We start from the raw sequence: 23,411 nt of genomic DNA on the forward strand, positions 1-23,411 counted from the left end.
AGGGCATCGTACCTGCGGTGGTGTCGCCCGCCGTAGGGTGCCGCACAGGCCGTTTGACGAGGTGGGAGCAGATGAGGCGCACCACGGATGGTTACCGAGGGTGAGCGAACGGCGCCTCACGGCGTCCGGAAATCCGTGTGAGGGCAGAACGAAGCCCCCGATCACGGGGGAACAACCGGGGGCTTCGCGACTGCGGGCGACCTCGAACGGCCGCACATTCAGAACGTAAGACCTGTACGGCCCCTCGGTCAAGCGGAGTTGGGCGACTCAGGCAAGTTCCTGGCGGAGGGTCCTTCACAGGTTCAACACATCGCCGATGGGTCGTCACCGTGTGTGATCCCGCGGTCCGGTCCAATGGTCCCCGCAGGCCCACTGGCGATCGTGTACCCCTTCTGACACTGCCGTACCAGTAGGTCGGCGAAGGGCCGGGAGGGGTCTTCGGCGAAATGCCGCTGTTCCGCCACGACCCATCCGTCCCAGAACTCCCGCAGCTCCGCCCCGTCCCGGGAGCGCCCGCGTGCCCAGGACTCCTCGCGGGACAGCTCCATCCACAGCAGCCGCGCCAGGTGCGGCCGCAGCGCGCGGCGGCCCGCGCCGACCCCCTCCAGAAGGATGACCGGCCCGGGCGGCAGGGCGCGGGGCGGCCCGAAGCGGCGGGCGTGCCAGTCGTAGACGGCGTAGTGCGCGGTCTCGCCGCGGCCGAGCGGGGTGATCACCTCACTCAGCAGCCGCCCGGTCCAGTCGAACAGTTCGTCGTGACTGGCGATGTCGTCGAGGCGCAGCACCGGCGCGCCGCCGAGGGCGTCGGCCAGATGTCCGGCGAACGTGGACTTACCGGAGCCGGCATGCCCGTCGACGCCGATCAGACGGACCGGACCACAGGACGGAGGCAGTCGAAGGAGCCGGGAGGCGAGGTCGTGGATGACGGTTCCTGGGGACGGGCGAAGGGACGGACGGGTGGCCGCGGCCAGTCTAGTGACGGCCCGCCCCCGGCGGCGGAAGCGCAGCTTCCCAGGTCATGCCAGTGGACGAGACCAATATTCGTGGGCGTGGCATGGGCCGAAGTGCTGGCAGGAGCATGCCGCCTCATCCATAGTTGGCGCACAACCGTGCATTGGACCCGCCCCGACTCGGACACCCTGGGGGTCTTCCCACCCATGAGCAGAGCCGAACAGCCGTCCCGCAGAACCGTTCTGGCCGTCGCGGTCGCCGCCGCGGTGGCCGGCAGCGCGGGCCCCGCGGCCGCCGCCGGCAGCGCGGCCGACGCGGCACCCGACGAGACCGCCGCCCGCCTGGTCGACAACCACGCCTGGACCACGTACAGCGACTGGCGCAGTGGCACCGCGAAGGGCACCCGTGTCGTCGCCGGCAGCCGCCCCGGCGTCGTGATGGGCGCCCCCGCGGGCACCACCGAGTACACCGACCCGCACACCGGGACCACCGCCACCTGGGAGTACGCGACCTGGACCTCCCCGGTCCACGAGCTCGCCGTGCCCTCGACCGAGGTGATCGCCTCCTGGAACGCCCGCACCCCGGCCGGCACCTGGATCCAGATCGAGCTCCAGGGGACGTACTCCGACGACACGGCGACCCCCTGGTACGTGATGGGGCGCTGGGCGGCCGGCGACGGTGACATCAAGCGCACCTCGGTCGACGACCAGACCGACGACAAGAGCACGATCTGGACGGACACCTTCGCCATCGACGACCCGTCGACGGGGCTGCGCCTGGCGTCGTACCGGCTGCGGCTGACCCTGTACCGCAAGCCCGGCACGAAGACCACGCCGACCGTCTGGCGGCTGGGCGCGATGGGCTCGGACGTCCCCGACCGCTTCACGGTCCCGGCCTCCGCACCCGGCCTCGCCCATGAGCTGATCGTCCCGCGCTACTCGCAGGAGATCCACGCGGGTCAGTACCCGGAGTACGACAACGGCGGCGAGGCCTGGTGCAGCCCCACCTCCTCGCAGATGATCATCGAGTACTGGGGCGGCCGGCTCACCGGGGAGCAACTGGCCTGGGTCGACCCGTCGTACACGGACCCGCAGGTCTGCCACGCGGCCCGGTACACCTACGACTACCAGTACGCGGGCTGCGGCAACTGGCCGTTCAACGCGGCCTACGCGGCCACCTTCAAGGACCTGCAGGGCGTGGTGACCCGGCTCGGCTCGCTCACCGACCTGGAGACGCTGATCGCGGCCGGTATCCCGGCCATAACGTCCCAGTCGTTCCTCAAGGAGGAGCTCACGGGGGCGGGTTACGGCACCTCCGGCCATCTGATGACCGTCATCGGCTTCACCGTCGAGGGCGATGTGATCGCCAACGACCCGGCCTCGCCCGGCGACACGGCGGTGCGGCGCGTCTACAAGCGGCGCGAGTGGGAGAACATCTGGCTGCGCACCAAGCGGTACAACGCCAGTGGCAAGGTCGTCTCCGGCACCGGAGGCGTCTGTTATCTGTACTTCCCCGCCCGTCCGACCGCGCGCCAGCGCAAGGCGCTCGCGGCGGTGGGTGTGCGCTGAGTCGACCCGGTACGGCCCCCGGTGTCTGCCGGGGGCCGTTCGCTGTGACCAAGGTCTCGGCCGCAAAAGCGACCGGGAGTGGCAAGGTGGACGAATCGGCGGGGGATTCCGGCCAGTACACCCGAGATCAGCGAGACGCCATGACCGCACACTCAGCCACAGCCGCCCGTGCCCGCACCGGTGGCCCCCAGGACGACGGTCCGAAGCTCCTCGAACATGTCGCGGGCTGGGCCCTCGTCGCGGTGATCGCGATGCTGGTCACGCAGCTCGGTCTGCTGTGACCTGATCCGTAGTTGACTGACATACTGCGGATGTCCCGCCGCCAGCCCGAGACCAGGGTCGAAACTTGAATATCAGTGATCAGCGTGAAGCCCGGCCGCGGGCGCGCGGCACCGAGCGCTCGGTGGCTCGCCGCGCCGAACTCATCACCATCGGGCGCAAGTTGTTCGCGGACACGTCCTACGACGCGCTCTCCATGGATGACATCGCCCGCCAGGCGCATGTCGCCAAGGGGCTGATCTACTACTACTTCCAGTCCAAGCGGGGCTACTACCTGGCGATCATCCAGGACTCCGTGGCCGACCTGGTCACCTACGCGGCGAGCGGCCTCGAAATGGGGCAGGTGGACCGCGTCCAGCGCACTCTGGACAGCTATCTGCGCTACGCCGAGCACAACCAGGCGGCCTACCGCACCATCGTCAGCGGCGGTGTCGGTTTCGACACCGAGGTACACGCCATCCGGGACGGGGTGCGCGACGCGATCGTCGCGACCATCGCCGACGGGGCGTACGGCCGTACCGACATCTCTCCGCTGGCCCGCATGGGCCTGCTCGCCTGGGTGTGCAGTGTCGAGGGTGCCACCCTCGACTGGATCGACGGCCCGCCCCAGCTCTCCCGCGACACCATGCGCGACCTCCTGGTGAAGACGCTCGGCGCCTCGATGCGTGCCATCGAGGAGATGGACCCGACCCACCCGGCTCCGGCACCGGCCCGCCGCGACGGCTGAGGCCGACCGTCCGCCATGACGGCTGACGGCCGACCGGTTGGGGCGGAGGCTCGTGGTCCCCCGCCCCAAGTCCCTCTAGGGTCCGGCTAGTTGATCGCCCTGATCAGCTCTCCGCCCGAGGTGTCCCCGCTCAGCTCCCAGAAGAACGTGCCGCCCAGGCCCTGCTGGTTCTTGTACGTCATCTTCGTCGCGATGGTCGCGGGGGTGTCGTAACTCCACCAGTTGTTCCCGCACTTGGCGTACGCCGTGCCGCCCACCGTTCCCGTCGCCGGGCACTTCGACTTCAGCACCTTGTAGTCGTCGATGCCCTGTTCGTAGGTGCCCGCCGCCGGGCCCGTCGCGGTGCCGCCCGGCGCCGACTGGGTCACGCCGGTCCACCCGCGGCCGTAGAAGCCGATCCCGAGCAGCAGCTTCGAGGCCGGGATGCCGAGCCCCTTGAGCTTGGCGATGGTGGCCGAGGTGTAGTAACCCGCCCTCGGGATGCCGGAGTAGGAGTTCAGCGGGGAGTGCGGGGCCGTCGGTCCTGACGCGTCCCAGGCGCCGAAGTAGTCGTACGTCATCGGGTTGTACCAGTTCACGTACTGTGCCGCGCCCGCGTAGTCCGCCGCGTCGATCTTGCCGCCGGCCGTGGCGTCCGCGGTGATCGCGGCGGTGACCAGCGAGCTGCTTCCGAACTTCGAACGCAGCGCCGACATGAGGTTCTTGAACGCCTCCTTGCCGCTGGTGTCACAGGTGTTGCCGCAGGCGTTCGGGTACTCCCAGTCGATGTCGATGCCGTCGAAGACGTCGGCCCACTTGGAGTTCTCGACCAGGTCGTAGCAGGACTGCGCGAACGCGGCCGGGTTGCGGGCGGCCTCGCCGAAGCCGCTCGACCAGGTCCAACCGCCGAACGACCAGAGGACCTTGAGGCCGGGGTGCTTCTTCTTCAGTTCGCGCAACTGGTTGAAGTTGCCCCGCAGCGGCTGGTCCCAGGTGTCGGCCACGCCGTCCACGGACTCGGCTGCGGTGTACGTCCGGTCGGTCGCCGCGTAGGCATCGCCCATCGCGCACTTGCCCCCGGTGACGTTGCCGAAGGCGTAGTTGATGTGGGTCAGCTTCGCCGCCGAGCCGGAGGTCTCGATGTTCTTGACGAAGTACTTCCGGTCGTAGGTGCCCCATTCGGTGAAGTAGCCGACGACCTTGGAGCCGGCGGCCTTCGGGCTCGCCTGGGGTGCGGCGGCGGTGGCGCTGCTCGCGCCCGCCAGCAGGCCCGCGCCGAGGACCGCGCAACACGCGGCGGAGATCAGCGCCCGGAAACGGGCGCGGTGGGGAAAGTGCATCGGTGTCTCCTCGTGGGGGAGAGGGGAACGCCAGCCGATCGGCATGGACGCGGCCGATTGGCATGAACGCGGAAAGCGTTGCCGGAACAGTAGGAGGACTAGACCACCGCGTCAATGGTTCGGACCAATCCCGAGTCGATTCCTCGCCGACTGTCGGCGCCCTGGGCTATCTTGAAGTGAGCGGTCGTTAACCAGTGACCGGGTGTCTCCGATCGGGCATACTCACAGGACGCAGCCGCTGGTCAGCAGCTTCCGTGACCCGGGAGACGCGAGCAGCGACCGGAGTCCAGTGAGACCGGCGGCGCCGCCCCACCCCACGGCGTGCGTCCGTCAGCGCCCTACAGGGAGGAGAGCGTCGCCATGCCCGACCGCGCCCCGCAGCCGGTGGACCGGCAACTGCCCACGGACGAGGCCCGGGATCTGATCTCGCTCGTCCGCGACATCGCGCAGCACGAGATCGCCCCGAACGCGGCCGAGGAGGAAGGCGCCGGGCACTTCCCGCGAGAGGTCTTCACCCTGCTCTCCCGGACCGGCCTGCTCGGTCTGCCCTACGCCTCCGAACACGGCGGCGCCGACCAGCCGTACGAGGTCTACCTCCAGGTCCTCGAGGAGCTCGCCGCCGCCCGCCTCACCGTCGGCCTCGGCGTCAGCGTGCACACCCTCTCCTCCTACGCGCTCGCCACCTACGGCACCAAGGAACAGCAGGTCGAGCACCTGCCCGCGATGCTGGGCGGCGGGCTGCTCGGCGCCTACTGCCTCTCCGAGCCCTCGTCCGGCTCGGACGCGGCCTCACTGCGCACCAGAGCGGTACGGGACGGCGACGACTGGGTGATCACCGGCACCAAGGCCTGGATCACGCACGGCGGCGTCGCCGACTTCTACACCGTCATGGCGCGCACCGGTGAGGAGGGGCCGCGCGGGATCACCGCATTCCTGGTGCCCGCCGACGCGGAGGGCGTGAGCGCCGCGGCGCCGGAGAAGAAGATGGGCATGAAGGGCTCGCCCACCGCCCAGGTCCACTTCGACGGTGTGCGGGTCCCGGACGGGCGGCGCATCGGCGACGCGGGGCAGGGCTTCGCGATCGCCCTGTCCGCGCTCGACTCGGGGCGGCTCGGCATCGCGGCCTGCGCGATCGGCGTGGCTCAGGCGGCCCTCGACGAGGCCGTGGGCTATGCCACCGGGCGGCTGCAGTTCGGGCGGCCGATCGCCGACTTCCAGGGGCTGCGCTTCATGCTCGCCGACATGGCGACCCAGATCGAGGCGGGCCGGGCGCTGTACCTCGCGGCGGCACGGCTGCGCGACGCCGGACGGCCCTTCGCAAAACAGGCGGCCATGGCCAAGCTGCACTGCACCGACACCGCGATGAAGGTCACCATCGACGCCGTCCAGGTCCTCGGCGGCTATGGCTACACCGCGGACTTCCCGGCGGAGCGGTACATGCGCGAGGCCAAGGTCCTGCAGATCGTCGAGGGCACCAACCAGATCCAGCGGATGGTCATCGCCCGTCACCTAGCGGGTCCGGAGACCCGCTGAACTGACCCGGTCTGACCTGCGGCGCCGCGAGCCGGACCCACTCCGGGTCGTGGCGTCCCGGAAGGGTCCGTCCGCGGTTCGCCCAGGTGCGCATCAGGTCACGGTAGATGGGCGGGTCCTGGGGTGGCGGCGGGGCCGGACGGAAGGCGGACGGAGCCGAGGGAGCCGACGGAGCTGACGGAGCCGACGGAGCCGATTCTGCGACCGGTGCATACGTACGGGTCATACCGGGGCAACGCGGAAGCCGGTGACCGGGTCACCGCTGAGCGCAATCGAGAGTGAGTTCGCGGACGTCCGGCCGGACATCTGGCCAGTCACAGCGGTCTGACATACCGTCAGCCAACTGCCGTCAGGGAGGTTGGCCATGACCGACGACCGCCCGGTACCGCTCGACGAGTACCCCGTGCACCAGGTGCCCCTGTCGATGAAGTACGTCGCGACGGGGGACCGCAACGCCTACGACCGCTGCATCTTCCACGTCCTCGACCACGACGGACGCGCCCTGCTGATCCTCGGGCTCGGTGTGTACCCCAACCTCGGGGTGATCGACGCCTACGCGACCCTGCGCCTCGGCGAGACCCTGCACGCGGTGCGCGCCTCGGACGCCCTGCGGGACGACTCGCGGACGAACCTGGCCGTCGGCCCGCTGCGCATCCTCGTCGAACGCCCCCTGCGTGACTTCGTGTTGAGCTGCGAGGCGGCCCCCGGCGACCCGGACGGGCTGTCGTTCGAGATCAACTGGAGTGCCGACTTCCCGGCGCTCTGGGAACCGCACCACCTCCAGCGGCGCGGCGGCCGGCTCACCCTGGAGGGACGGCGCTTCGCGCAGGCCGGTCACTGCGACGGCTGGATCAGGGTGGGCGGGCGCGAGCTGCGCGTGCGGGGCTGGACCGGGACCCGGGACCGCAGCTGGGGTGTGCGGCCGGTGCCGGGGGAGGAGGGCGGCCGGCTCGCGGAGGAACATCCGACCGCGGGCTTTCACTGGATCTGGTGCCCGGTCCGCTTCGAGGACCGCTTCCTCATGGTGATCGTCCAGGAGGACGCCGACGGCCACCGCTCGCTCAACGACGCGACTCTGGTCCGCCCGGGCCACCGCGACCGCCAACTCGGCTGGCCACAGGCCGAGATCACCTACCGCCCCGGCACCCGCCACCCGGAACGCGCCGTCGTCCACCTCGGTGACATCCGCAAGCCCATGGAGCTGGAGGTGGAGGTCCTCACCTCCTCACCGCTCGCGCTCGGCGCCGGCTACCCGCCTGCCGACGACTGGCAGCACGGCACCTGGCAGGGCCGCGACTGGACCGACCGCCGCACCTACGACCTCACCGAGCCGCACCCCCTGGCCGCGTTCGGCGTCACCGACCACGCGGCCCGCTTCCGGCTGGACGGCCGGATCGGCCACGGCATCTTCGAGCACGGATCATTCGGACGGCACGACCCGAGCGGCTTCACCGGCTTCGACTCGGTGGCTCCGTGAGGAGGACCCGGACACAAGGGAGTTGACGACGTGGCCACGGCACCCCGCCCCCGCACCACCACCCGCGACCCCGAGGAGCTCGCCCACCGCCTCACCGCCTGGCTCGGCACCCGTCTGCCCGGCGCCAAAGCCGTCGGCGTGACGGTCCCCGCCTCGAACGGCCTGTCCAGCGAAACCCTGCTCTTCGACATCGAACACCCCGGACCGCCCCTGCGCTCCTGCGCGTTGCGGCTCGCCGCGGATCCGTCGGCGTACACCGTCTTCCCGGTCTACGACATGGTCCGCCAGTACCGCACGATGGAAGTGGTGGGCCGCCTTTCGGACCTGCCCGTCCCGAAGGTGCAGTGGCTGGAGGAGGACCCGGGCCCGCTCGGGGCACCCTTCTTCGTCATGGAGCGCGTGCGGGGGCGTGTACCGCCGGACGTCATGCCCTACACCTACGAGGGCAACTGGCTGCACGCCGCGAGCGACACCGAGCGCGAACACCTCGAGACCGCCACGATCGGGCTGTTGGCGCACCTTCACGACCAAGTCCCGGTACAGGAAGCGGCGTTCCTGGAGCCGCCCGGCGAGGGCGACGCGCTGCGCCGCCATGTCACCGCCCAACGCGCCTACTACGACTGGGTGGTGGACGGACTCACTCGCTCACCCCTCATCGAGCAGGCCTTCGACCGGCTGGAGCAACTCTGGCCGGCCGACCCGGGCCCGCCCGTCCTCAACTGGGGCGACGCGCGCATCGGCAACGTGATCTACGACGGCTTCGACCCCGTAGCCGCCCTGGACTGGGAGATGGCGGCCCTGGCCCCGCGCGAGGTCGACCTCGGCTGGACCGTCTATCTGCACCGCTTCTTCCAGGACCTGACGGTGGCCTTCGGCCAGCGCGGTCTGCCCGACTTCCTGCGTCGGGACCGGGTGGAGGCCCGCTATGCCCGACTCACCGGCCACACACCGCGCGACATGGACTTCTACACGCTGTACGCCGCGCTGCGGCACGCGATCGTCATGCTGCGCATCGCTTATCGCCAGGTGTTCTTCGGCGAGGTGGCCCTCCCGGCGGACCCGGACACACTGATCCTGCACCACGGCAGCCTGCGAGCCATGGTGCAGGGCAGCTACTGGGACTGAGCGAGACGGCTCAGGCGGCCTGACCGCGTATCACCGGCACGCGCATGGGGCGCGAACCGGGGCCACCGACGTGGGAGAACGGCTGGGTCCGCCAGTCGAGCCCCTGAGGGAGCGTCAACAGCAGGGCGGTGTCCTGCTCCTGGGGCTCGGCCGACTCGTCCGCCGACCGGGCCTCGGAGGCCTTGCGGCCCGTACCGGCGCAGACCGTGAGGCCGAAGGGGTTCCACGGCGAGGCGCACAGCGCGTGCTCCGGCAGCACCTCCTCGTCCGCCAGCAGGGCGATGGGCTGCACGCAGTCCGGGCAGATCACCCGGTACATCTCGAAGGTGTCGTACGCGTCGAAGTCGTCGTCGAGAGCGTCGGGTTCGACGCCCTCCGGCTCGGACTCGACAACCGCCTGGAGGCGCTTGGGCGCGGTACGACCAGGACGCTGAAGACTCTGCATTGGGTTCTCCCCCTCGGACTGGGCCGTGACGGCGCTGCGGCCTCGACCACAGCAAGCACTTCCCGTCCCCTCATCGCGGTAATCACGAGAACATCACGGAGGTCGTTCGGTGTGTGTGGCCTTCGTCACATGCCGCTCGCAGATGCCCGTGGCGGTCGCTTTGTCCCCAGGCGGCTCACAGGCACCTCTCGGTCACATCACGAACCGGGCATGACCTGGGGCGCTGAGGTATCCGAGGAGATCAGGCGCACTGTAGGTTCTTGCGCCATGGAGGAGCTGGACCGACAAATCGTGCAGCTGCTCGTCAAGGACGGGCGGATGAGTTACACGGACCTGGGCAAGGCCACGGGCCTGTCCACCTCGGCCGTGCACCAGCGGGTGCGACGGCTGGAGCAGCGTGGTGTCATCCGCGGGTACGCCGCGGTGGTCGACCCCGAGGCGGTGGGTCTGCCCATGACCGCCTTCATCTCGGTGAAACCGTTCGACCCCAGCGCCCCCGACGACATCGCGGACCGCCTGGCCGGCGTCCCAGAGATCGAGGCGTGCCACAGCGTGGCGGGCGACGAGAACTACATCCTGAAGGTGCGTGTGGCGACCCCGCACGAACTGGAGGAGCTGCTGGCGAGGGTCCGGAGCCTGGCGGGGGTCTCGACGCGTACGACGGTGGTCCTGTCGACCCCGTACGAGGCGCGCCCGCCGCGCATCTGAACGAAGGGGGACGCGTCCACCCGCACTCCGACGGCGCGCGGCCCCCTGCGAAACTGTCCCCATGAGCGAACCGAACACCGTCCTCCTCCGCCGCGGCGAGGTCCACAGCCCCGCCGACCCGTTCGCAACAGCGATGGTCGTGGAGCGAGGGCAGGTCGCCTGGGTCGGTTCGGAAGGGGCCGCGGACGCCTTCGCGGACGGTGTCGACGAGATCGTCGACCTGGACGGCGCCCTGGTCACCCCCGCGTTCACCGACGCCCACGTCCACACCACCGCCACAGGCCTCGCCCTGACCGGCCTCGACCTCACCGGCGCCTCGTCCCTGGACGCGGCCCTGACGCTCGTACGGGACTTCGCGGCCGCCCGCCCGAACGACCGCGTCCTGCTCGGTCACGGCTGGGACGCCGCCCGCTGGCCCGGCGGACGCCCGCCCACGCGCGCGGAACTCGACGAGGCGACAGGTGGCCGCCCCCTGTATCTGAGCCGCATCGACGTCCACTCGGCGGTCGTGACGACGGCACTCCTCGACATGACGTCCCTGGGGCTCCTGGACGGCCCTCTCACAGCGGACGCCCACCACGCCGTGCGCGCCACGGCACTCGGCTCCGTCACGCCCGCCCAGCGCACCGAGGCGCAGCGCGCCGCCCTCGCCCACGCCGCCTCCCTCGGCATCGGCACGCTTCACGAATGCGCAGGCCCCGAGATCTCCTCCGAGGACGACTTCACCGGGCTGCTGCGGCTCGCGAGCCAGGAGCCGGGCCCGAGGGTGGTCGGCTACTGGGCCGAGCGGGCCGATGAAGGCGTTGCCAAGGCGCGGGAGCTCGGTGCGCTCGGCGCCGCCGGGGACCTCTTCGTCGACGGCGCCCTCGGTTCCCACACGGCGTGCCTGCACGAGCCGTACACCGACGCCGGCCACACCGGGATCGCCTACCTGGACGCCGCCGCCGTGGCCGACCATGTCACCGCCTGCACCGAGGCGGGCCTGCAGGCCGGCTTCCACGCGATCGGCGACGCGGCGGTGGACGCCGTGGTCGAGGGCGTCCGCGCCGCCGCGGAGAAGCTCGGCCTCGCCCGCGTCCGTGCCGCACGGCACCGTGTGGAGCACGTCGAGATGCTCACCCCCGAGGCCGTCGCCGCCTTCGCCGAACTCGGTCTGACCGCCTCCGTCCAGCCCGCCTTCGACGCCCTGTGGGGCGGCGAGGACGGCATGTACGCCCAGCGCCTGGGCCGGGAGCGGGCGAGCCGTCTGAACCCCTTCGCGGCCCTCCTGCGCGCCGGTGTCCCGCTCGCCTTCGGCTCCGACAGCCCCGTCACCCCGCTCGACCCGTGGGGCACGCTCCGCGCGGCCGCCTTCCACCGGACCCCGGAGCACCGCGTCTCCGTACGCGCCGCCTTCACCGCGCACACCCGCGGCGGCTGGCGGGCGATCGGCCGCGACGACGCGGGCGTCCTGGTGCCCGGCGCCCCCGCGGACTACGCCGTGTGGCGCACCGACGAACTGGTCGTGCAGGCCCCCGACGACCGGGTCGCCCGCTGGTCCACCGACCCCCGCTCCGGCACCCCCGGCCTGCCCGACCTGACACCGGGCCGTGACCTGCCCGTCTGCCTGCGGACCGTGGTCGGCGGACGGACGGTCTTCGTACGGCCGGGCGAGTGATCTCCGGGGGTGGCGGGGTGTGGATCGTCCTCCGCCGCGCTGTCGCGCGACCTGCGCATCCTCCGCTCTGACCAGGGCGTTGGCGACAGACTTGCAGGTCAAACGACTGTTGACAGCCGACGGCAGGTGGCCGGTAGGTTCGGCCGGGTCCACCACCGGACGCCCGACCGGGGAATCTGTGCCCAGTCGTCGCAGCGCCGCTGGGTCAGGGACGGTGTGCCGCACCGGAACACCGTCACTGGGAGCCAGGCCCAGCGCTCGCGCCACGACGAGGAGACGTTCCGTCCGGCCGGGGAGGTGTGACCCGGGTGGGGCCCGGGCGCTCAGTAGACAACGGCTTTCGGTCGACCCGCAGCCAGCGGGCCCCAGGTCGGCCCGAAGGGCGCCGGGCCCCCATCCGCAGCGAGGGCGGGATTCCGCCATGATGGCCGAAAAGACAAGTCTTACCCCACTCTTGGGAAAACGACACCAGCATACGAACGCCTTGTCACGTCATCGCAGGCCGTGCGCACTATGGTGGACGCCTGCGCAATGACTCGAAGGGGCAGCAGTGAACGACGGCGACGGGACCCGTATGGGCCAGGAGAGGCGGTTCGGCCCGCTCGGCACGGCGTTGGTGATCATTCCGACCTTCAACGAGGCGGAGAACATCAAGGCCATCGTCGGCCGGGTGCGCGAGGCCGTCCCGGAGGCCCACGTCCTCGTGGCCGACGACAACAGCCCCGACGGCACCGGCAAGCTCGCCGACGAACTGGCCGTCGGCGACGACCACGTCCACGTGCTGCACCGCAAGGGCAAGGAAGGCCTCGGCGCGGCCTATCTGGCGGGCTTCCACTGGGGCCTGGAGCACGGCTACGGCGTCCTGGTCGAGATGGACGCCGACGGCTCCCACCAGCCCGAGGAACTGCCCCGCCTGCTGACCGCCCTCAAGAACGCCGATCTGGTCCTCGGCTCCCGCTGGGTGCCCGGCGGCCGGGTCGTGAACTGGCCCAGGTCCCGCGAGTTCATCTCCCGCGGCGGCAGCCTCTACTCACGCGTGGCCCTCGACCTTCCGCTCCGTGACATCACCGGCGGCTACCGCGCCTTCCGCCGCGAGACCCTCGAAGGCCTCGGCCTCGACGACGTCGCCTCCCAGGGCTACTGCTTCCAGGTCGACCTAGCCCGCCGCGCCGTCAAGGCCGGCTACCACGTCGTCGAGGTGCCGATCACCTTCGTGGAGCGCGAACTCGGCGACTCCAAGATGAGTCGCGACATCCTCGTGGAGGCCCTGTGGCGGGTCACCACCTGGGGTGTGGGGGAGCGGGTCGGCAGGATCACGGCGCGGGGAAAGCGCGCACAGCCGTAGTCCTACGGCCTCACAGCCGCGGCTGATCGTCCCCTTATCCCGTGCTGAGCCGCACCCAGGCACACTGGACGTATGACGACAGGCGCTCCGACCCCCACGTACCCCGTCCGGCCCCGCCGTTCCCGTGTGCGCACCTTCCTGCCGCTGGGCCTCGCCGCCTGGCTGGTGCTGGAGATCTGGCTGCTGACCGTGGTCGCGGGCGCGACGAGCGGATTCGTGGTGTTCCTCCTGCTGGTCGCGGGCTTCGTGCTCGGTTCGGTGGTCATCAAGCGGGCCGGCCGCCGCGCCTTCCAGAACCTGAACGAGGCGCTCCAGCGGGGCGGAGCCCCCTCGAGTTCCGGCAGCAGTGGCAACGGCCTGATGATGCTGGGCGGCCTGCTCCTGATGATCCCCGGCCTGATCTCCGACGCCGTGGGCCTGCTCCTGCTGATCCCGCCGGTCCAGAAGGCCATCGGCCGGTACGCCGAGCGCACCTTCGACCGCAAGCTCCGCGAGGCCGCTCCGGGCACCCTGGGCGATGCCTTCCAGCAGGCCCGTATGCAGCGCCCCGACGGCAAGGTGGTCCAGGGCGAGGTCATCGTCCGGGAGGAGCCGGGCGACGACACCCCGCAGGGGCCACGGCCGCCGCTCACCCGCTGAGGCGGCGCGGGCAGCCGCGGGGCGGGCGCTACAGCCGCAGGCCGCCGTGGACAGCACAAACCGCGGGCGCGGTACGTGAGATCACGTACCGCGCCCGCGGTTACTTGTATGCGCTGTGTTCCCGCTCAGGCCGACTTGCGGCTGTCCCGGGGATGAACAGCGATGTTCATCGCGCCGGAACGCAGAACCGCCAGACGCTCCTCAAGGACCTCTTCGAGTTCCTCTCGGGTGCGTCGCTCCATCAGCATGTCCCAATGCGTACGCGCGGGCTTGGCCTTCTTTTCCTCAGGGCCGTCGCCGTCCACGAGGAGTGCCTGCGCCCCGCAGACCTTGCACTCCCACTCCGGCGGGATCTCCGCCTCGACCGAGAAGGGCATCTCAAAGCGATGTCCCTTCTCGCATGCGTACTCCACGGCCTGGCGCGGGGCCAGGTCGATGCCGCGGTCCGTCTCGTAGCTGGTCACCACGAGGCGCGTGCCGCGAAGAGCTCGCTCACTCATGAATCGTGCCTCCCGGGCTTGTCGCCCACAGGACAGGTGTCGCTGTCGTCGTCATACCGGTCAACGTCCGGTCGGCGGTAAAGATTCCCGTTCCGGGTCCCGTCCCGGGCAATGCATCGCCGTCGTAGCCGCCCCTTGTTGTACCCACCAGCGCCCGGTTTGTCACATCTGCTAGCAGATGTCACCCAGCGTTTCGGCATCTTTGACGCGCAGTAACGGTACGCCTGGCAGGCCAAACGCGTACACTACAGCGCTTTGGTGTTGAACGCTAAATCCTTTCGGGTACCGGGTTGCCCGCGTCGCTGATCGCCCGCCGCACCGGGACCCGCGCGAGCAGGGCGAATCCGATGACGAAGAAGGCCACCAGCGAGATGATCGCGTCCCGATAACTTCCCGTTACCTGGTAAGTGATCCCGAACAGGAGCGGGCCCAGCCAGCTCATGCCGCGGTCGCTCATCTCGTACGCCGAGAAGTATTCGGCCTCCTTGCCCGGCGGGACGAGATGCGAGAACAGGGAGCGGGACAGGGCCTGGCTGCCGCCGAGGACGAGTCCGATGCCGGAAGCCAGTACGAAGAACCACACGGGTGCGCCGGCGGGCAGGAAGTATCCCGCGCCCAGGATCACCGCCCAGGCGACCAGGGATCCGAGAATCGTGCGCTTGGCCCCGTAGGTCCGGGCGAGCCGGCCGAGCGCCAGCGCCCCCGCCACCGCGAGCACCTGGACCAGGAGCACGGCCGCGATGAGCGTCGACTGACCGAGCCCCAGCTCTTCCGAGCCGTAGACCGACGCCTGGGAGATCACCGTCTGGATGCCGTCGTTGTAGACGAGGTACGCGAGCAGGAAGGCGAGGGTGAGCGGGTGGCGGCGCATGCCGCGGACGGTGGCCGCGAGCTGCCGGAAGCCGGGTGCCGTCGCTTCCGCCGGTCCTTCTTCGAGGGAGCGGCGATCCCGCAGCCGGCGTAGCGGAATCAACGCGAAGGCGCCCCACCACAGCCCGGCCGAGGCCAGACAGATGCGGACCGCGGCGCCCTCGGAGAGGCCGAAGGAGTCGTGGCCCGTGTAGAGAACGAGGTTCGCGACCAGGACCAGGGCGCCCGCCGCGTAGCCGAAGGCCCAGCCCTTGGAGGAGACGGCGTCGCGTTCCTCCGGCGGGGCGATCTGAGGGAGGTAGGAGTTGTAGAGCATGGCGCCGACGGCGGCCGCGGCGTTCGCGACGACCAGCAGGACCCCGCCGAGGAGATACCGGTCGCCGCCCAGGAAGAACATGCCGGTCGTCGCGGCGGCCCCGGTGTAGGTGGCGGCCGCCAGGAGGGGCTTCTTACGGCCGCCGCGGTCGGCGGCAGCCCCCACCAGGGGCATCACCAGCACGGCCACGATCACCGACAGGGACACCGAGTAGGCGAAGAAGGAGCCTGCCCGCACCGGGATGCCCAGGGGGTGGACGTATCCCTCCGCGTCCGCCGCGTGCTTGGCGACCGACGTCAGATAAGGGCCCAGGAACACGGTCAGCACACTCGTCGAGTAGACGGAGCACGCCCAGTCGTAGAAGTACCAGCCGCGTTGCTCACGCCGCCGTTCGGCGGTCTCGTCCGCCGAGCCCGCCCGCACGGTGTCGGTGCCCACCCGTGCCCTCGCTTCCCCGTGAAGGTGCCGTGCGCGGCCCGGGGACGGGACGGGTCAGACCCAGGCGCCCCGCTCCTCCATGACCTTGCGCAGTGTGTCGATGTGATCGGTCATGATGCCATCGACGCCCAGGTCCAGAAGCCGGTGCATGCGATCGGGTTCGTTGATGGTCCACACGTGCACCTGCAGCCCGCGCGCGTGGGCTGCGCGCACGAAGCGGTGGTCGACCACCTGGATGCCGGACTGGGACTCCGGCACCTGGGCGGCGACGGCCGAGCGGCGCAGCGCCGCCGGGACTCCCCACGAGCGCAGCCGCAGGTTCAGCACACCCCGGGTGCCGTACGACGTCGCCAGGCGCGGTCCGGCCAGCCGCTGGGCGCGCATCACCCGCGCCTCGGAGAACGAGCCGGCGCAGACGCGGTCCCAGGCGCCGGTGCGCTCGACGAGGTCCAGGAACGGCTGGAGCGCGGGCCCGGCCTTGATGTCGACGTTCCAGCGGGCCTCGGGGAAGGTCTCCAGGAGCTCCTCGAACAGCGGCACCGGTTCCTTGCCCGCCACGCGCGCGTGCCGTACGTCCGCCCAGGGCAGGTCGGCTATCCGGCCCGCCCCGTCGGTCACCCGGTCCAGGGTCGCGTCGTGGAAGGCGACCAGCTTGCCGTCCGCGGTGGCGTGGACGTCGGTCTCCAGATACCGGTAGCCCGCCTCGACCGCCCGCCGGAACTGGAAGGCGGTGTTCTCCAGGCCGTCCGCCGCCCCGCCTCGGTGGGCGAAGGGAATGGGGCCGGGATGGTCGAGGTAGGGGTGGCGTATCCGCGAGGTCACGGACGCAGTATCGCTCCCCGCGGTTGCCCGGTGGCAACGACCGTGCTGCCGTCGGATGCCGGGGGGACGGCGAACACCCGCAGGAAGAGCTGGGCGAGCGGGCCGATGGACACCGCGTAGAGGACGGTTCCGATGCCGATGGTGCCGCCGAGGACGAATCCCGTGATCACGACGGCCACTTCGACCGCGGTCCGCATCAGCCGGATCGAGCGTCCCGTCCGCCGGTGCAGCCCGGTCATGAGACCGTCCCTGGGGCCAGGACCGAAGTGGGCGGCGATGTAGAGGCCGGTGGCCACGCCGTTGAGGACGATGCCGGCCAGCAGCAGGGGGATCCGTACGGCGAGACCGTGCATCTCGGGGACCACGGCGAGGGTGGCGTCCATGGCGATGCCGACCACGAAGACGTTGGAGACCGTGCCGAGGCCCGGCCGCTGACGCAACGGGATCCACAGGAGCAGTACCGCCGCGCCCACGATGATCGACACGACACCGATGGACAGGCCCGTCAGCTCGGCGAGGCCCTGGTGCAGCACGCCCCAGGGCTCCAGGCCCAGGCCCGCCTCGACGAGCAGCGCCGAGCTTGCCCCGTAGAGGGCGAGTCCGACGTACAGCTGGATCAACCGTCTTCCGAGACGGCTCTGCGTGGACAAGGCGGGTCCCCCTGTGGTGGTAGTGGCCTGACACATGACACCCTGTGGCTTGGGATGACACGCCATCCATGGCCAATTCGGGGAAGGTGGACTGATTTCAGTGGCGCAGTGGACCTCGGCGGTGGGTGCGGCGCAGCTCGCCCGGCTGCTCAACTCCCAGCAGGACCGTCCGGCGGGCGCCGGCACGCGCCGCCCGCCGGCCTACCGCGCGCTCGCCGACGGTGTCCGCCTGCTGGTCCTGGAGGGCCGGGTTCCGGTGGCCGCCCGGCTGCCCGCGGAACGCGAGCTGGCCCTCTCCCTGTCCGTCAGCCGTACGACCGTGGCGGCGGCCTACGAGGCGCTGCGGGCCGAGGGTTTCCTGGAGTCCCGGCGTGGTGCGGGTAGTTGGACGGCGGTCCCGGCCGGCAATCCGCTCCCGGCACGCGGTCTCGAACCCCTTCCGCCGGAGGCACTCGGCTCGATGATCGACCTGGGCTGCGCGGCCCTGCCCGCGCCGGAGCCGTGGCTGACGCGGGCGGTGCAGGGGGCCCTGGAGGAACTGCCGCCGTACGCCCACACGCACGGCGACTACCCGGCCGGTCTTCCGGCCCTGCGGACGATGATCGCCGAGCGGTACACCGCGCGCGGAATACCGACGATGCCCGAGCAGATCATGGTCACCACCGGGGCGATGGGCGCGATCGACGCGATCTGTCATCTGTTCGGGGGCCGGGGCGAGCGCATCGCGGTGGAGTCCCCGTCCTACGCCAACATCCTTCAGCTGATGCGGGAGGCGGGCGCCCGGCTCGTGCCCGTCGCGATGGCGGAGGGGCTGACCGGCTGGGACGTGGACCGCTGGCGGCAGGTGCTGCGGGACGCGGCGCCGCGGATCGCCTACGTCGTTGCCGACTTCCACAATCCGACCGGTGCGCTTGCCGACGAGGACCAGCGGCGGCGGCTGGTGGAGGCGGCGAGGTCCGCCGGGACCGTGCTGGTGGCCGACGAGACGATGACCGAGCTGTGGCTGGACGAGGACGTCTCGATGCCGCGGCAGGTGTGCGCGTTCGACCCGGCCGGCTCGACCGTGGTCACCGTCGGCTCCGCCAGCAAGGCGTTCTGGGCGGGGATGCGGATCGGGTGGGTGCGGGCGGCGCCGGACGTGATCCGCAGCCTGGTCGCCGCGCGAGCCTATGCCGACCTGGGTACGCCCGTGCTGGAGCAACTGGCCGTGAACTGGCTGTTCAGCACCGGAGGGTGGGAGCAGGCCGTGGAACTGCGGCGTCAACAGGCCCGGGAGAACCGGGACGCGCTGGTGGCGGCGCTGCGCAAGGAGCTGCCGTCGTGGGAGTTCGAGGTGCCGCAGGGTGGCCTGACGCTGTGGGTGCGGGCCGGGGGGCTGTCCGGCTCGCGACTGGCGGAAGTGGGCGAGCGAGTGGGTGTACGCGTGCCGTCGGGACCGCGGTTCGGGGTCGACGGCGCCTTCGAGGGCTATGTGCGACTGCCGTTCACCGTCGGGGGAGCGGTGGCCGACGAGGCCGCGGCGCGGCTGGCCGCGGCGGCGCGGGTGGTGGAGAGCGGCGGGTCCGGGGGCGGGGAGGCGCCGCGTACGTTCGTCGCGTGAGCGGAGCGGGCGGCTGTCGGAGTGGCCGCAGCCTCGGCACTGTGCGACTGACGGCAACTGCAGCTCCTCAGGGGCGCGGGGAACTGCGCGATCAGCCCCCACGCACCCGCAGCCGCCCGACAACTGCTGGGGTCACGGTGCTTCCGCGGCCACCACTTCCGGCTCCGCTTTCGAGAGGACCGGCACTGCTTCCGAGGGGGCCGCTTCCGGCTCGGCTTCCGGCTCCGCTTCCGCGGGGACCGTCTCCCCGTCGGCCGGAGTCGTCCGCGCCGGCAACAGCGCCAGCACCGCCTGCCGGTCCGCCTCGCTCGTCGCCTCGTCGTACGGGTCCGGGGTCGCCGGCACCTGGAGACGATGGACCGGCCCCGTTCCCAGCCGGGCGTACCCGCGGCCGGGCGGGACCTGCGCCGCCGGGGTCGTGTGCGGGAGCGCCCCCAGGACCGTCTCCAGCTGGTCCGGCGTCGCCGGGCCCAGCACGACACGCGCGCGCGTGTGCTGGCGTACCGGATCGCTCAACGCCTCCGCGCTGTCGAACTGGTCGGCCACCACCACCGTGACATTCGCCGCACGACCGTGCCGAAGGGGGACCTGGAGCAGGGACTGCGGATCCTTGCGGCCGTCCGCGGCGGCCAGGTGGGTGAAGGCGCTCGGGCGGTCGAGGAGGATCCACAGCGGGCGCTTGGTGTCCTCCGGCGAGGACCGGCCCGCCTGACGGGCCCGGTTGGTCTCGATGAGACGGCGCTCCGTCTCGGTCGCCGCCCATTCCAGGCTCGCCAGTGCTCCCGCCAGCCCGCACTCGACCGCGAGGACCCCGTCCCGCCCGGTCAGGCACGCGTACTCGTCGGTGCCGCTGCCCTCGACGATGACGACATCGCCGTACTGAAGGGCCTGGAGCGCGATCGAGCGCAGCAGGGTCGAGGTGCCGCTGCCCGGCTGGCCCATGACCAGCAGGTGCGGCTCGGTGGAGCGGATGCCGGTGCGCCAGACGACCGGCGGGACGTCGCGCTGTCCGTCGCCGAAGCCCAGCGGCAGGGTGCGCTGGACCTGCGTGGGATCGGTGAAGCCGAGGAGCGTCTCGCCAGGGGCGGTGACGAAACGCTGGGCGGCGATGTCGGTGGGCAGCGGGGCGAGGACGGTGACCGTCAGCTGGTTGCCCTCCTCGTCCCAGGTGAAGTGGTACTCGCGGCCGCGGCCCGATTTGGCGTGCAGCAGCTGCTCGACGCGGGCCCGGGCCTCGGCATCGCCGTCGGCGAAGTACGCCGGGTAGCGGATCTGCAGGTGGGTGATGCGACCGGTGCCGTCGAAGTCGTACGCGGGGAAGGCCTTCTCCCACTCGCCGCCGTGCGCGTACAGCGGGGCTGGATCCTCGGCCGCCCAGAAGTAGGGGACGAGCGCTTCGTACAGCGACTGCAGGCGCTGTGTCTGCGACTCGTCGGGTCCTTCCGGCTTCGACGGCCCGCGGTCCCGGCCCTGCCAGGCCGCCGCCGCCATCAGGCTGATGACGGCGAGCAGCGGACCGTACGGAACGAGCGCCACGACCAGGACCACCGAGGCCACCAGGAAAAGCAGCGGGCCGCGCCTGTCCTTGGGGGCCTCGACCCACTTGCGCCGCCCGGCCGAGGCCAGCCGGCGCAGACCGCGTGTCATCGTGATCAGCGGGTGGAGGACGTCGGTGGCGCTGTCGGCCGCCGTCCGGGCCAGCTCCCGGCTCCGGGCGATCTGCGCGCTGCCTGTGCTCAGGATGCGGGGGAGGGGGCGGCGGGCCACTGCTGTCTCCTGGAGGTGCGTACGGACGGGAGGGGCGGCGTCAGAACTTGATGCCGCCGAGGAGGCTCGCCAGGCTCTCGCCGCCGGCCTTGATGCTCGGGGCGATGGCGGTGCTGGCCAGGTAGAAGCCGAACAACGCCGAGATCAGGGCGTGCGAGGCCTTGAGCCCGTCCTTGCGGAAGAAGATGAAGACGACGATGCCGAGCAGTACGACGCCGGAGATGGAGAGGATCATTTGGTGCTCCTGGTTCGTGGGGACAGTCACCATGAGTACTTCCAGGATCACAGCATGTATCCATACGACAAAAGGTGCAAATGGTTGAATTTCCGGGGTTTTCACTTGGTTGGCAGAGTCGGGGTGATCCTTACGTCCGGCACTTCGGGTCATCTCCCGCGCGAGCCAGTACGCTGGCGATTCACCTGAACGGTTGTATGAGAGGCGGACCGGCCGATGACTGAAGCCCCCGACCCCGAGGTCGTGGAGCTGGCGACCAAGATCTTCGATCTGGCCCGGCAGGGACAGACCGAGGCGCTCGTGGCGTACGTCGACGCGGGTGTTCCGGCAGGCCTCACCAACGACCGCGGGGACTCACTCGTGATGCTCGCCGCCTACCACGGTCACGCTAACGCGGTACGTGCGCTCGTCGCCCGTGGGGCGGCGGCCGGCGGCGTCAACGACCGAGGGCAGACGCCCCTCGCCGGGGCTGTCTTCAAGGGCTCCACGGACGTCATCAAGGCTCTGCTGGAGGGCGGCGCCGACCCGGCCGAGGGCACCCCCTCGGCCCTCGACACGGCCCGGATGTTCGGCAGGGCGGAACTGCTCGAATTGTTCGCCGCACACTGATACGTATGTTCTGACCAGCGAAAACACAGATAACGGGGGAGGCGGTACAGGGCCGCCGAAATTTCGGTCGCGGCAGACTCAAGTGCCGAGTCATCATGACGTCGTGGTTCACGGACGTGATGGCAGGGCAGGTGATGCCGCACCGCGCGGACCGTGATGCGGTCCGCATGGGCCACCGACGAGAGGCAGAGGAAGATGGCTTACAGCAAGCAGGAAACGGCGGGCGCCCCGACGTGTTGTCACGCGGCCAGGTAATGCAGGTCCCCGGTTGCGTCGACGCTTGATGTGAGGCTGTTTCCCATGTTCGATCCGGTCATAGCGCCCAGCGGTACGCTGCTCGGCCTGCTCCAGCGGGGCCGCGGCGACGGCACACTGCACGCGCTCACCGCCCCGCGCGCCGAGGCGCTCGCGGCCCTGAACCACTGCGTGCTGCGCGATCCCCGCCACGACTGGCAGGTGGAGAACCGCTCGCTGTACTACGCCCGTCTCTTCCTCGACCTCAATGGCGAGCTGGACGAGATCGAGGCGCACCTCTTCGAGGTGGACGACGTCTTCGACACCGAGGAGTCGCGCACGGGCCTCGCCCTCGCCGTCCTCGGCCACCTCGCCTCCTACGGCAGGCGCGACGCGCTCGAACTGCTGCGCAGGTACGCCGCCTCGGGCTCCAACTGGGCCTGGGCGCTGGACGAACTGGCGCTGCGGGACGACGACGCCGGTCTGCGTGCCCTCGCCGCGCCCGTGCTCGCGCGCTTCGCCACCGATCCGGAGGGCGAGGCCGAGCTGGCCGCCGTCGTCCGCGACGCCTTCGAACCGAGGCCGTGGCGGCTGTGGGCCGACGATCCCCGTGAATCCGTCTCCACGCGTGTGCGTGCCGCTCAGGAGGCCGGCTGTTTCGACCGCTGGCAACGCCAGATGCGACCCGCCGGGCCGCGCCCCGGGTGGAGCGTGCAGGCCGTCTTCGAGTGGGCCCAGCAGGGCGTCGAGCGGGGCGCCGCGCTGCATGTGCCGGCCGCCCGCTGTCTGTCCGCCGTCGCGGGCCCCGAGGACGGGCCCGAGATCCTCGCGGCAGCCAAGGACGGCACCGACGGGGCCCGGGCCACCGCTCTGCGCTATCTCGCCGACAGCAACGACCCCGACGCCTTCGACCTGATCGAGCTGGCCGTCGTCACCGGCTCACCGGTCGTCGTGGAGGCCGCCCTCGACTCGTTCGAACGCATGCGCAGTATCGCCGCCGTCGACCGCGCGCGTGGCTGGGCCCGACGGCCCGATCCGCTGGGCGCCGCCGCCGGCCGCATGCTCGCCTGTCTGGGCGGCGCCCAGGACCGGGACCTGGTGCTCGCGGCCCTGAGGGAGGCCGTACGGGGTGAGGGCCCCGACGCCCCGACCCTGTGGACCCTCGTGGACGGCACCGGACGCCTCGGCATCGTCTGCGCCGCGCCCGTGCTGCGCCACATCTACCGGGAGACGGCCTCCTCCCATCTCCGAGGCCGCGCCGCCCGCGCGCTCGCCGCCACTGACCCCTCCTTCGCCACCGGCTTCGCCGTCGAATGCCTCTGGGACTGCGAGGAGACCACTCGCGAGATCGCCGCCCGGCACGCCGAGACCGGAGACGCCCGGGTCGTCGAGCGACTGCGCCGGCTGGCCGCCGATCCGGCCGAGGAGGCCGAGGTCCAGACGGCCGTCCGCAGCCGTATCGGACCGGACACCGCGGCCATGTGAAACCACCCCCGGGTGTGGACCTACGGGCCCTGTCACACCCGCCCGGTGAACTCGGGGTGACCCGCGGGTCAGGTCGGCATGGACACGGCCTGACCTGCTCGGGTGCGGAGCG

Annotated in this window: 22 protein-coding genes; 13 read left to right on the forward strand and 9 right to left on the reverse strand. The window is 71.1% G+C overall.

The features are described from left to right. Positions 1-302: 302 nt before the first annotated feature. The gene (locus BFN33_RS20380; RefSeq protein WP_069761503.1) at positions 303-923 is read right to left on the reverse strand and encodes a uridine kinase; all 621 of its coding nucleotides are present in this window, start codon (positions 921-923) and stop codon (positions 303-305) included. Between the two features lie 234 nt (positions 924-1,157). Here BFN33_RS20380 and BFN33_RS20385 point away from each other — a divergent pair, with 234 nt between their 5' ends. From BFN33_RS20385 to BFN33_RS20390, 3 genes are all read left to right on the forward strand, one after another. Further along, entirely contained in the window at positions 1,158-2,519 is a 1,362-nt protein-coding gene (locus tag BFN33_RS20385) for a peptidase C39 family protein (protein ID WP_069761883.1), read from the forward strand. Between the two features lie 140 nt (positions 2,520-2,659). After that, positions 2,660-2,800, forward strand: coding sequence for an SCO1431 family membrane protein (locus BFN33_RS51960; protein WP_107487989.1), 141 nt, complete (start codon positions 2,660-2,662; stop codon positions 2,798-2,800). 65 nt (positions 2,801-2,865) lie between these two features. Then, positions 2,866-3,525, forward strand: a complete 660-nt coding sequence (locus BFN33_RS20390; RefSeq protein WP_079140896.1) for a TetR/AcrR family transcriptional regulator — start codon at positions 2,866-2,868, stop codon at positions 3,523-3,525. A gap of 86 nt (positions 3,526-3,611) precedes the next feature. Here BFN33_RS20390 and BFN33_RS20395 read toward each other — a convergent pair whose 3' ends face one another. Then, the gene (locus BFN33_RS20395; protein ID WP_069761505.1) at positions 3,612-4,844 is read right to left on the reverse strand and encodes a glycoside hydrolase family 18 protein; all 1,233 of its coding nucleotides are present in this window, start codon (positions 4,842-4,844) and stop codon (positions 3,612-3,614) included. 360 nt (positions 4,845-5,204) lie between these two features. Here BFN33_RS20395 and BFN33_RS20400 point away from each other — a divergent pair, with 360 nt between their 5' ends. From BFN33_RS20400 to BFN33_RS20410, 3 genes are all read left to right on the forward strand, one after another. Beyond that, the gene (locus BFN33_RS20400; RefSeq protein ID WP_069761506.1) at positions 5,205-6,377 is read left to right on the forward strand and encodes an acyl-CoA dehydrogenase family protein; all 1,173 of its coding nucleotides are present in this window, start codon (positions 5,205-5,207) and stop codon (positions 6,375-6,377) included. 364 nt (positions 6,378-6,741) lie between these two features. Then, entirely contained in the window at positions 6,742-7,854 is a 1,113-nt protein-coding gene (locus BFN33_RS20405) for a hypothetical protein (protein WP_069761507.1), read from the forward strand. A gap of 30 nt (positions 7,855-7,884) precedes the next feature. After that, positions 7,885-8,979 carry a phosphotransferase family protein gene (locus BFN33_RS20410; protein WP_069761508.1) on the forward strand — a complete coding sequence of 365 codons (1,095 nt, stop codon included), beginning with the start codon at positions 7,885-7,887 and terminating at the stop codon, positions 8,977-8,979. Positions 8,980-8,989: 10 nt separating this feature from the next. Here BFN33_RS20410 and BFN33_RS20415 read toward each other — a convergent pair whose 3' ends face one another. Next, a complete protein-coding gene (locus BFN33_RS20415) occupies positions 8,990-9,424 on the reverse strand; it encodes a hypothetical protein (RefSeq protein WP_069761509.1) in 435 nt (144 codons plus the stop codon). Positions 9,425-9,691: 267 nt separating this feature from the next. Between BFN33_RS20415 and BFN33_RS20420 the strand changes: the two genes are divergently transcribed. From BFN33_RS20420 to fxsA, 4 genes are all read left to right on the forward strand, one after another. Further along, the gene (locus BFN33_RS20420; protein WP_006136660.1) at positions 9,692-10,132 is read left to right on the forward strand and encodes an Lrp/AsnC family transcriptional regulator; all 441 of its coding nucleotides are present in this window, start codon (positions 9,692-9,694) and stop codon (positions 10,130-10,132) included. Positions 10,133-10,193: 61 nt separating this feature from the next. Continuing rightward, positions 10,194-11,789: an amidohydrolase gene (locus BFN33_RS20425; protein ID WP_069761510.1), complete on the forward strand. Its 1,596-nt coding sequence runs from the start codon at positions 10,194-10,196 to the stop codon at positions 11,787-11,789. A 550-nt stretch (positions 11,790-12,339) separates the two neighbouring features. Further along, complete coding sequence (locus tag BFN33_RS20430) at positions 12,340-13,134, forward strand: polyprenol monophosphomannose synthase (protein WP_069761511.1); 795 nt, start codon at positions 12,340-12,342, stop codon at positions 13,132-13,134. A 72-nt stretch (positions 13,135-13,206) separates the two neighbouring features. Further along, positions 13,207-13,773, forward strand: a complete 567-nt coding sequence (fxsA, locus tag BFN33_RS20435; protein ID WP_069761512.1) for an FxsA family membrane protein — start codon at positions 13,207-13,209, stop codon at positions 13,771-13,773. 125 nt (positions 13,774-13,898) lie between these two features. Here fxsA and BFN33_RS20440 read toward each other — a convergent pair whose 3' ends face one another. The 4 genes from BFN33_RS20440 to BFN33_RS20455 all read right to left on the reverse strand — a co-directional run bounded on the left by BFN33_RS20440 (position 13,899) and on the right by BFN33_RS20455 (position 17,405). Then, positions 13,899-14,273, reverse strand: a complete 375-nt coding sequence (locus BFN33_RS20440) for an RNA polymerase-binding protein RbpA (RefSeq protein WP_003977404.1) — start codon at positions 14,271-14,273, stop codon at positions 13,899-13,901. 268 nt (positions 14,274-14,541) lie between these two features. Beyond that, a complete protein-coding gene (locus tag BFN33_RS20445; protein ID WP_069761513.1) occupies positions 14,542-15,897 on the reverse strand; it encodes an MFS transporter in 1,356 nt (451 codons plus the stop codon). Positions 15,898-15,951: 54 nt separating this feature from the next. Continuing rightward, complete coding sequence (locus BFN33_RS20450; protein WP_069761514.1) at positions 15,952-16,719, reverse strand: glycerophosphodiester phosphodiesterase; 768 nt, start codon at positions 16,717-16,719, stop codon at positions 15,952-15,954. Further along, a complete protein-coding gene (locus BFN33_RS20455; protein ID WP_256122803.1) occupies positions 16,716-17,405 on the reverse strand; it encodes a YitT family protein in 690 nt (229 codons plus the stop codon). Before BFN33_RS20455 ends, BFN33_RS20450 begins: the two co-directional genes overlap by 4 nt. Before the next feature lie 64 nt (positions 17,406-17,469). Here BFN33_RS20455 and BFN33_RS20460 point away from each other — a divergent pair, with 64 nt between their 5' ends. Beyond that, positions 17,470-18,969: a PLP-dependent aminotransferase family protein gene (locus BFN33_RS20460; RefSeq protein ID WP_069761516.1), complete on the forward strand. Its 1,500-nt coding sequence runs from the start codon at positions 17,470-17,472 to the stop codon at positions 18,967-18,969. 132 nt (positions 18,970-19,101) lie between these two features. Here the strand turns inward: BFN33_RS20460 and BFN33_RS20465 are convergent, their stop codons facing one another. Continuing rightward, the gene (locus BFN33_RS20465) at positions 19,102-20,736 is read right to left on the reverse strand and encodes a hypothetical protein (protein ID WP_069761517.1); all 1,635 of its coding nucleotides are present in this window, start codon (positions 20,734-20,736) and stop codon (positions 19,102-19,104) included. Between the two features lie 40 nt (positions 20,737-20,776). Then, positions 20,777-20,971, reverse strand: a complete 195-nt coding sequence (locus BFN33_RS20470) for a hypothetical protein (protein WP_007380617.1) — start codon at positions 20,969-20,971, stop codon at positions 20,777-20,779. Positions 20,972-21,187: 216 nt separating this feature from the next. Between BFN33_RS20470 and BFN33_RS20475 the strand changes: the two genes are divergently transcribed. Beyond that, a complete protein-coding gene (locus BFN33_RS20475) occupies positions 21,188-21,580 on the forward strand; it encodes an ankyrin repeat domain-containing protein (protein WP_069761518.1) in 393 nt (130 codons plus the stop codon). A gap of 300 nt (positions 21,581-21,880) precedes the next feature. Then, on the forward strand, positions 21,881-23,299 hold the full coding sequence (locus BFN33_RS20480) for a HEAT repeat domain-containing protein (RefSeq protein WP_069761519.1): 1,419 nt from the start codon (positions 21,881-21,883) through the stop codon (positions 23,297-23,299). Positions 23,300-23,411: the final 112 nt, after the last annotated feature.

The sequence above is a fragment of the Streptomyces sp. LUP47B genome (assembly GCF_001746295.1).
Lineage (GTDB): Bacteria > Actinomycetota > Actinomycetes > Streptomycetales > Streptomycetaceae > Streptomyces.

What these genes read in the sequence shown, in the direction of transcription:
- BFN33_RS20385 (WP_069761883.1), top strand. Translation starts at nt 1,158, where the DNA reads ATGAGCAGAGCCGAACAGCCGTCCCGCAGAACCGTTCTGGCCGTCGCG.
- BFN33_RS51960 (WP_107487989.1), top strand. Translation starts at nt 2,660, where the DNA reads ATGACCGCACACTCAGCCACAGCCGCCCGTGCCCGCACCGGTGGCCCC.
- BFN33_RS20395 (WP_069761505.1), bottom strand. Translation starts at nt 4,844, where the DNA reads ATGCACTTTCCCCACCGCGCCCGTTTCCGGGCGCTGATCTCCGCCGCG.
- BFN33_RS20400 (WP_069761506.1), top strand. Translation starts at nt 5,205, where the DNA reads ATGCCCGACCGCGCCCCGCAGCCGGTGGACCGGCAACTGCCCACGGAC.
- BFN33_RS20405 (WP_069761507.1), top strand. Translation starts at nt 6,742, where the DNA reads ATGACCGACGACCGCCCGGTACCGCTCGACGAGTACCCCGTGCACCAG.
- BFN33_RS20415 (WP_069761509.1), bottom strand. Translation starts at nt 9,424, where the DNA reads ATGCAGAGTCTTCAGCGTCCTGGTCGTACCGCGCCCAAGCGCCTCCAG.
- BFN33_RS20420 (WP_006136660.1), top strand. Translation starts at nt 9,692, where the DNA reads ATGGAGGAGCTGGACCGACAAATCGTGCAGCTGCTCGTCAAGGACGGG.
- BFN33_RS20425 (WP_069761510.1), top strand. Translation starts at nt 10,194, where the DNA reads ATGAGCGAACCGAACACCGTCCTCCTCCGCCGCGGCGAGGTCCACAGC.
- fxsA (WP_069761512.1), top strand. Translation starts at nt 13,207, where the DNA reads ATGACGACAGGCGCTCCGACCCCCACGTACCCCGTCCGGCCCCGCCGT.
- BFN33_RS20440 (WP_003977404.1), bottom strand. Translation starts at nt 14,273, where the DNA reads ATGAGTGAGCGAGCTCTTCGCGGCACGCGCCTCGTGGTGACCAGCTAC.
- BFN33_RS20455 (WP_256122803.1), bottom strand. Translation starts at nt 17,405, where the DNA reads ATGTGTCAGGCCACTACCACCACAGGGGGACCCGCCTTGTCCACGCAG.
- BFN33_RS20470 (WP_007380617.1), bottom strand. Translation starts at nt 20,971, where the DNA reads ATGATCCTCTCCATCTCCGGCGTCGTACTGCTCGGCATCGTCGTCTTC.
- BFN33_RS20475 (WP_069761518.1), top strand. Translation starts at nt 21,188, where the DNA reads ATGACTGAAGCCCCCGACCCCGAGGTCGTGGAGCTGGCGACCAAGATC.
- BFN33_RS20480 (WP_069761519.1), top strand. Translation starts at nt 21,881, where the DNA reads ATGTTCGATCCGGTCATAGCGCCCAGCGGTACGCTGCTCGGCCTGCTC.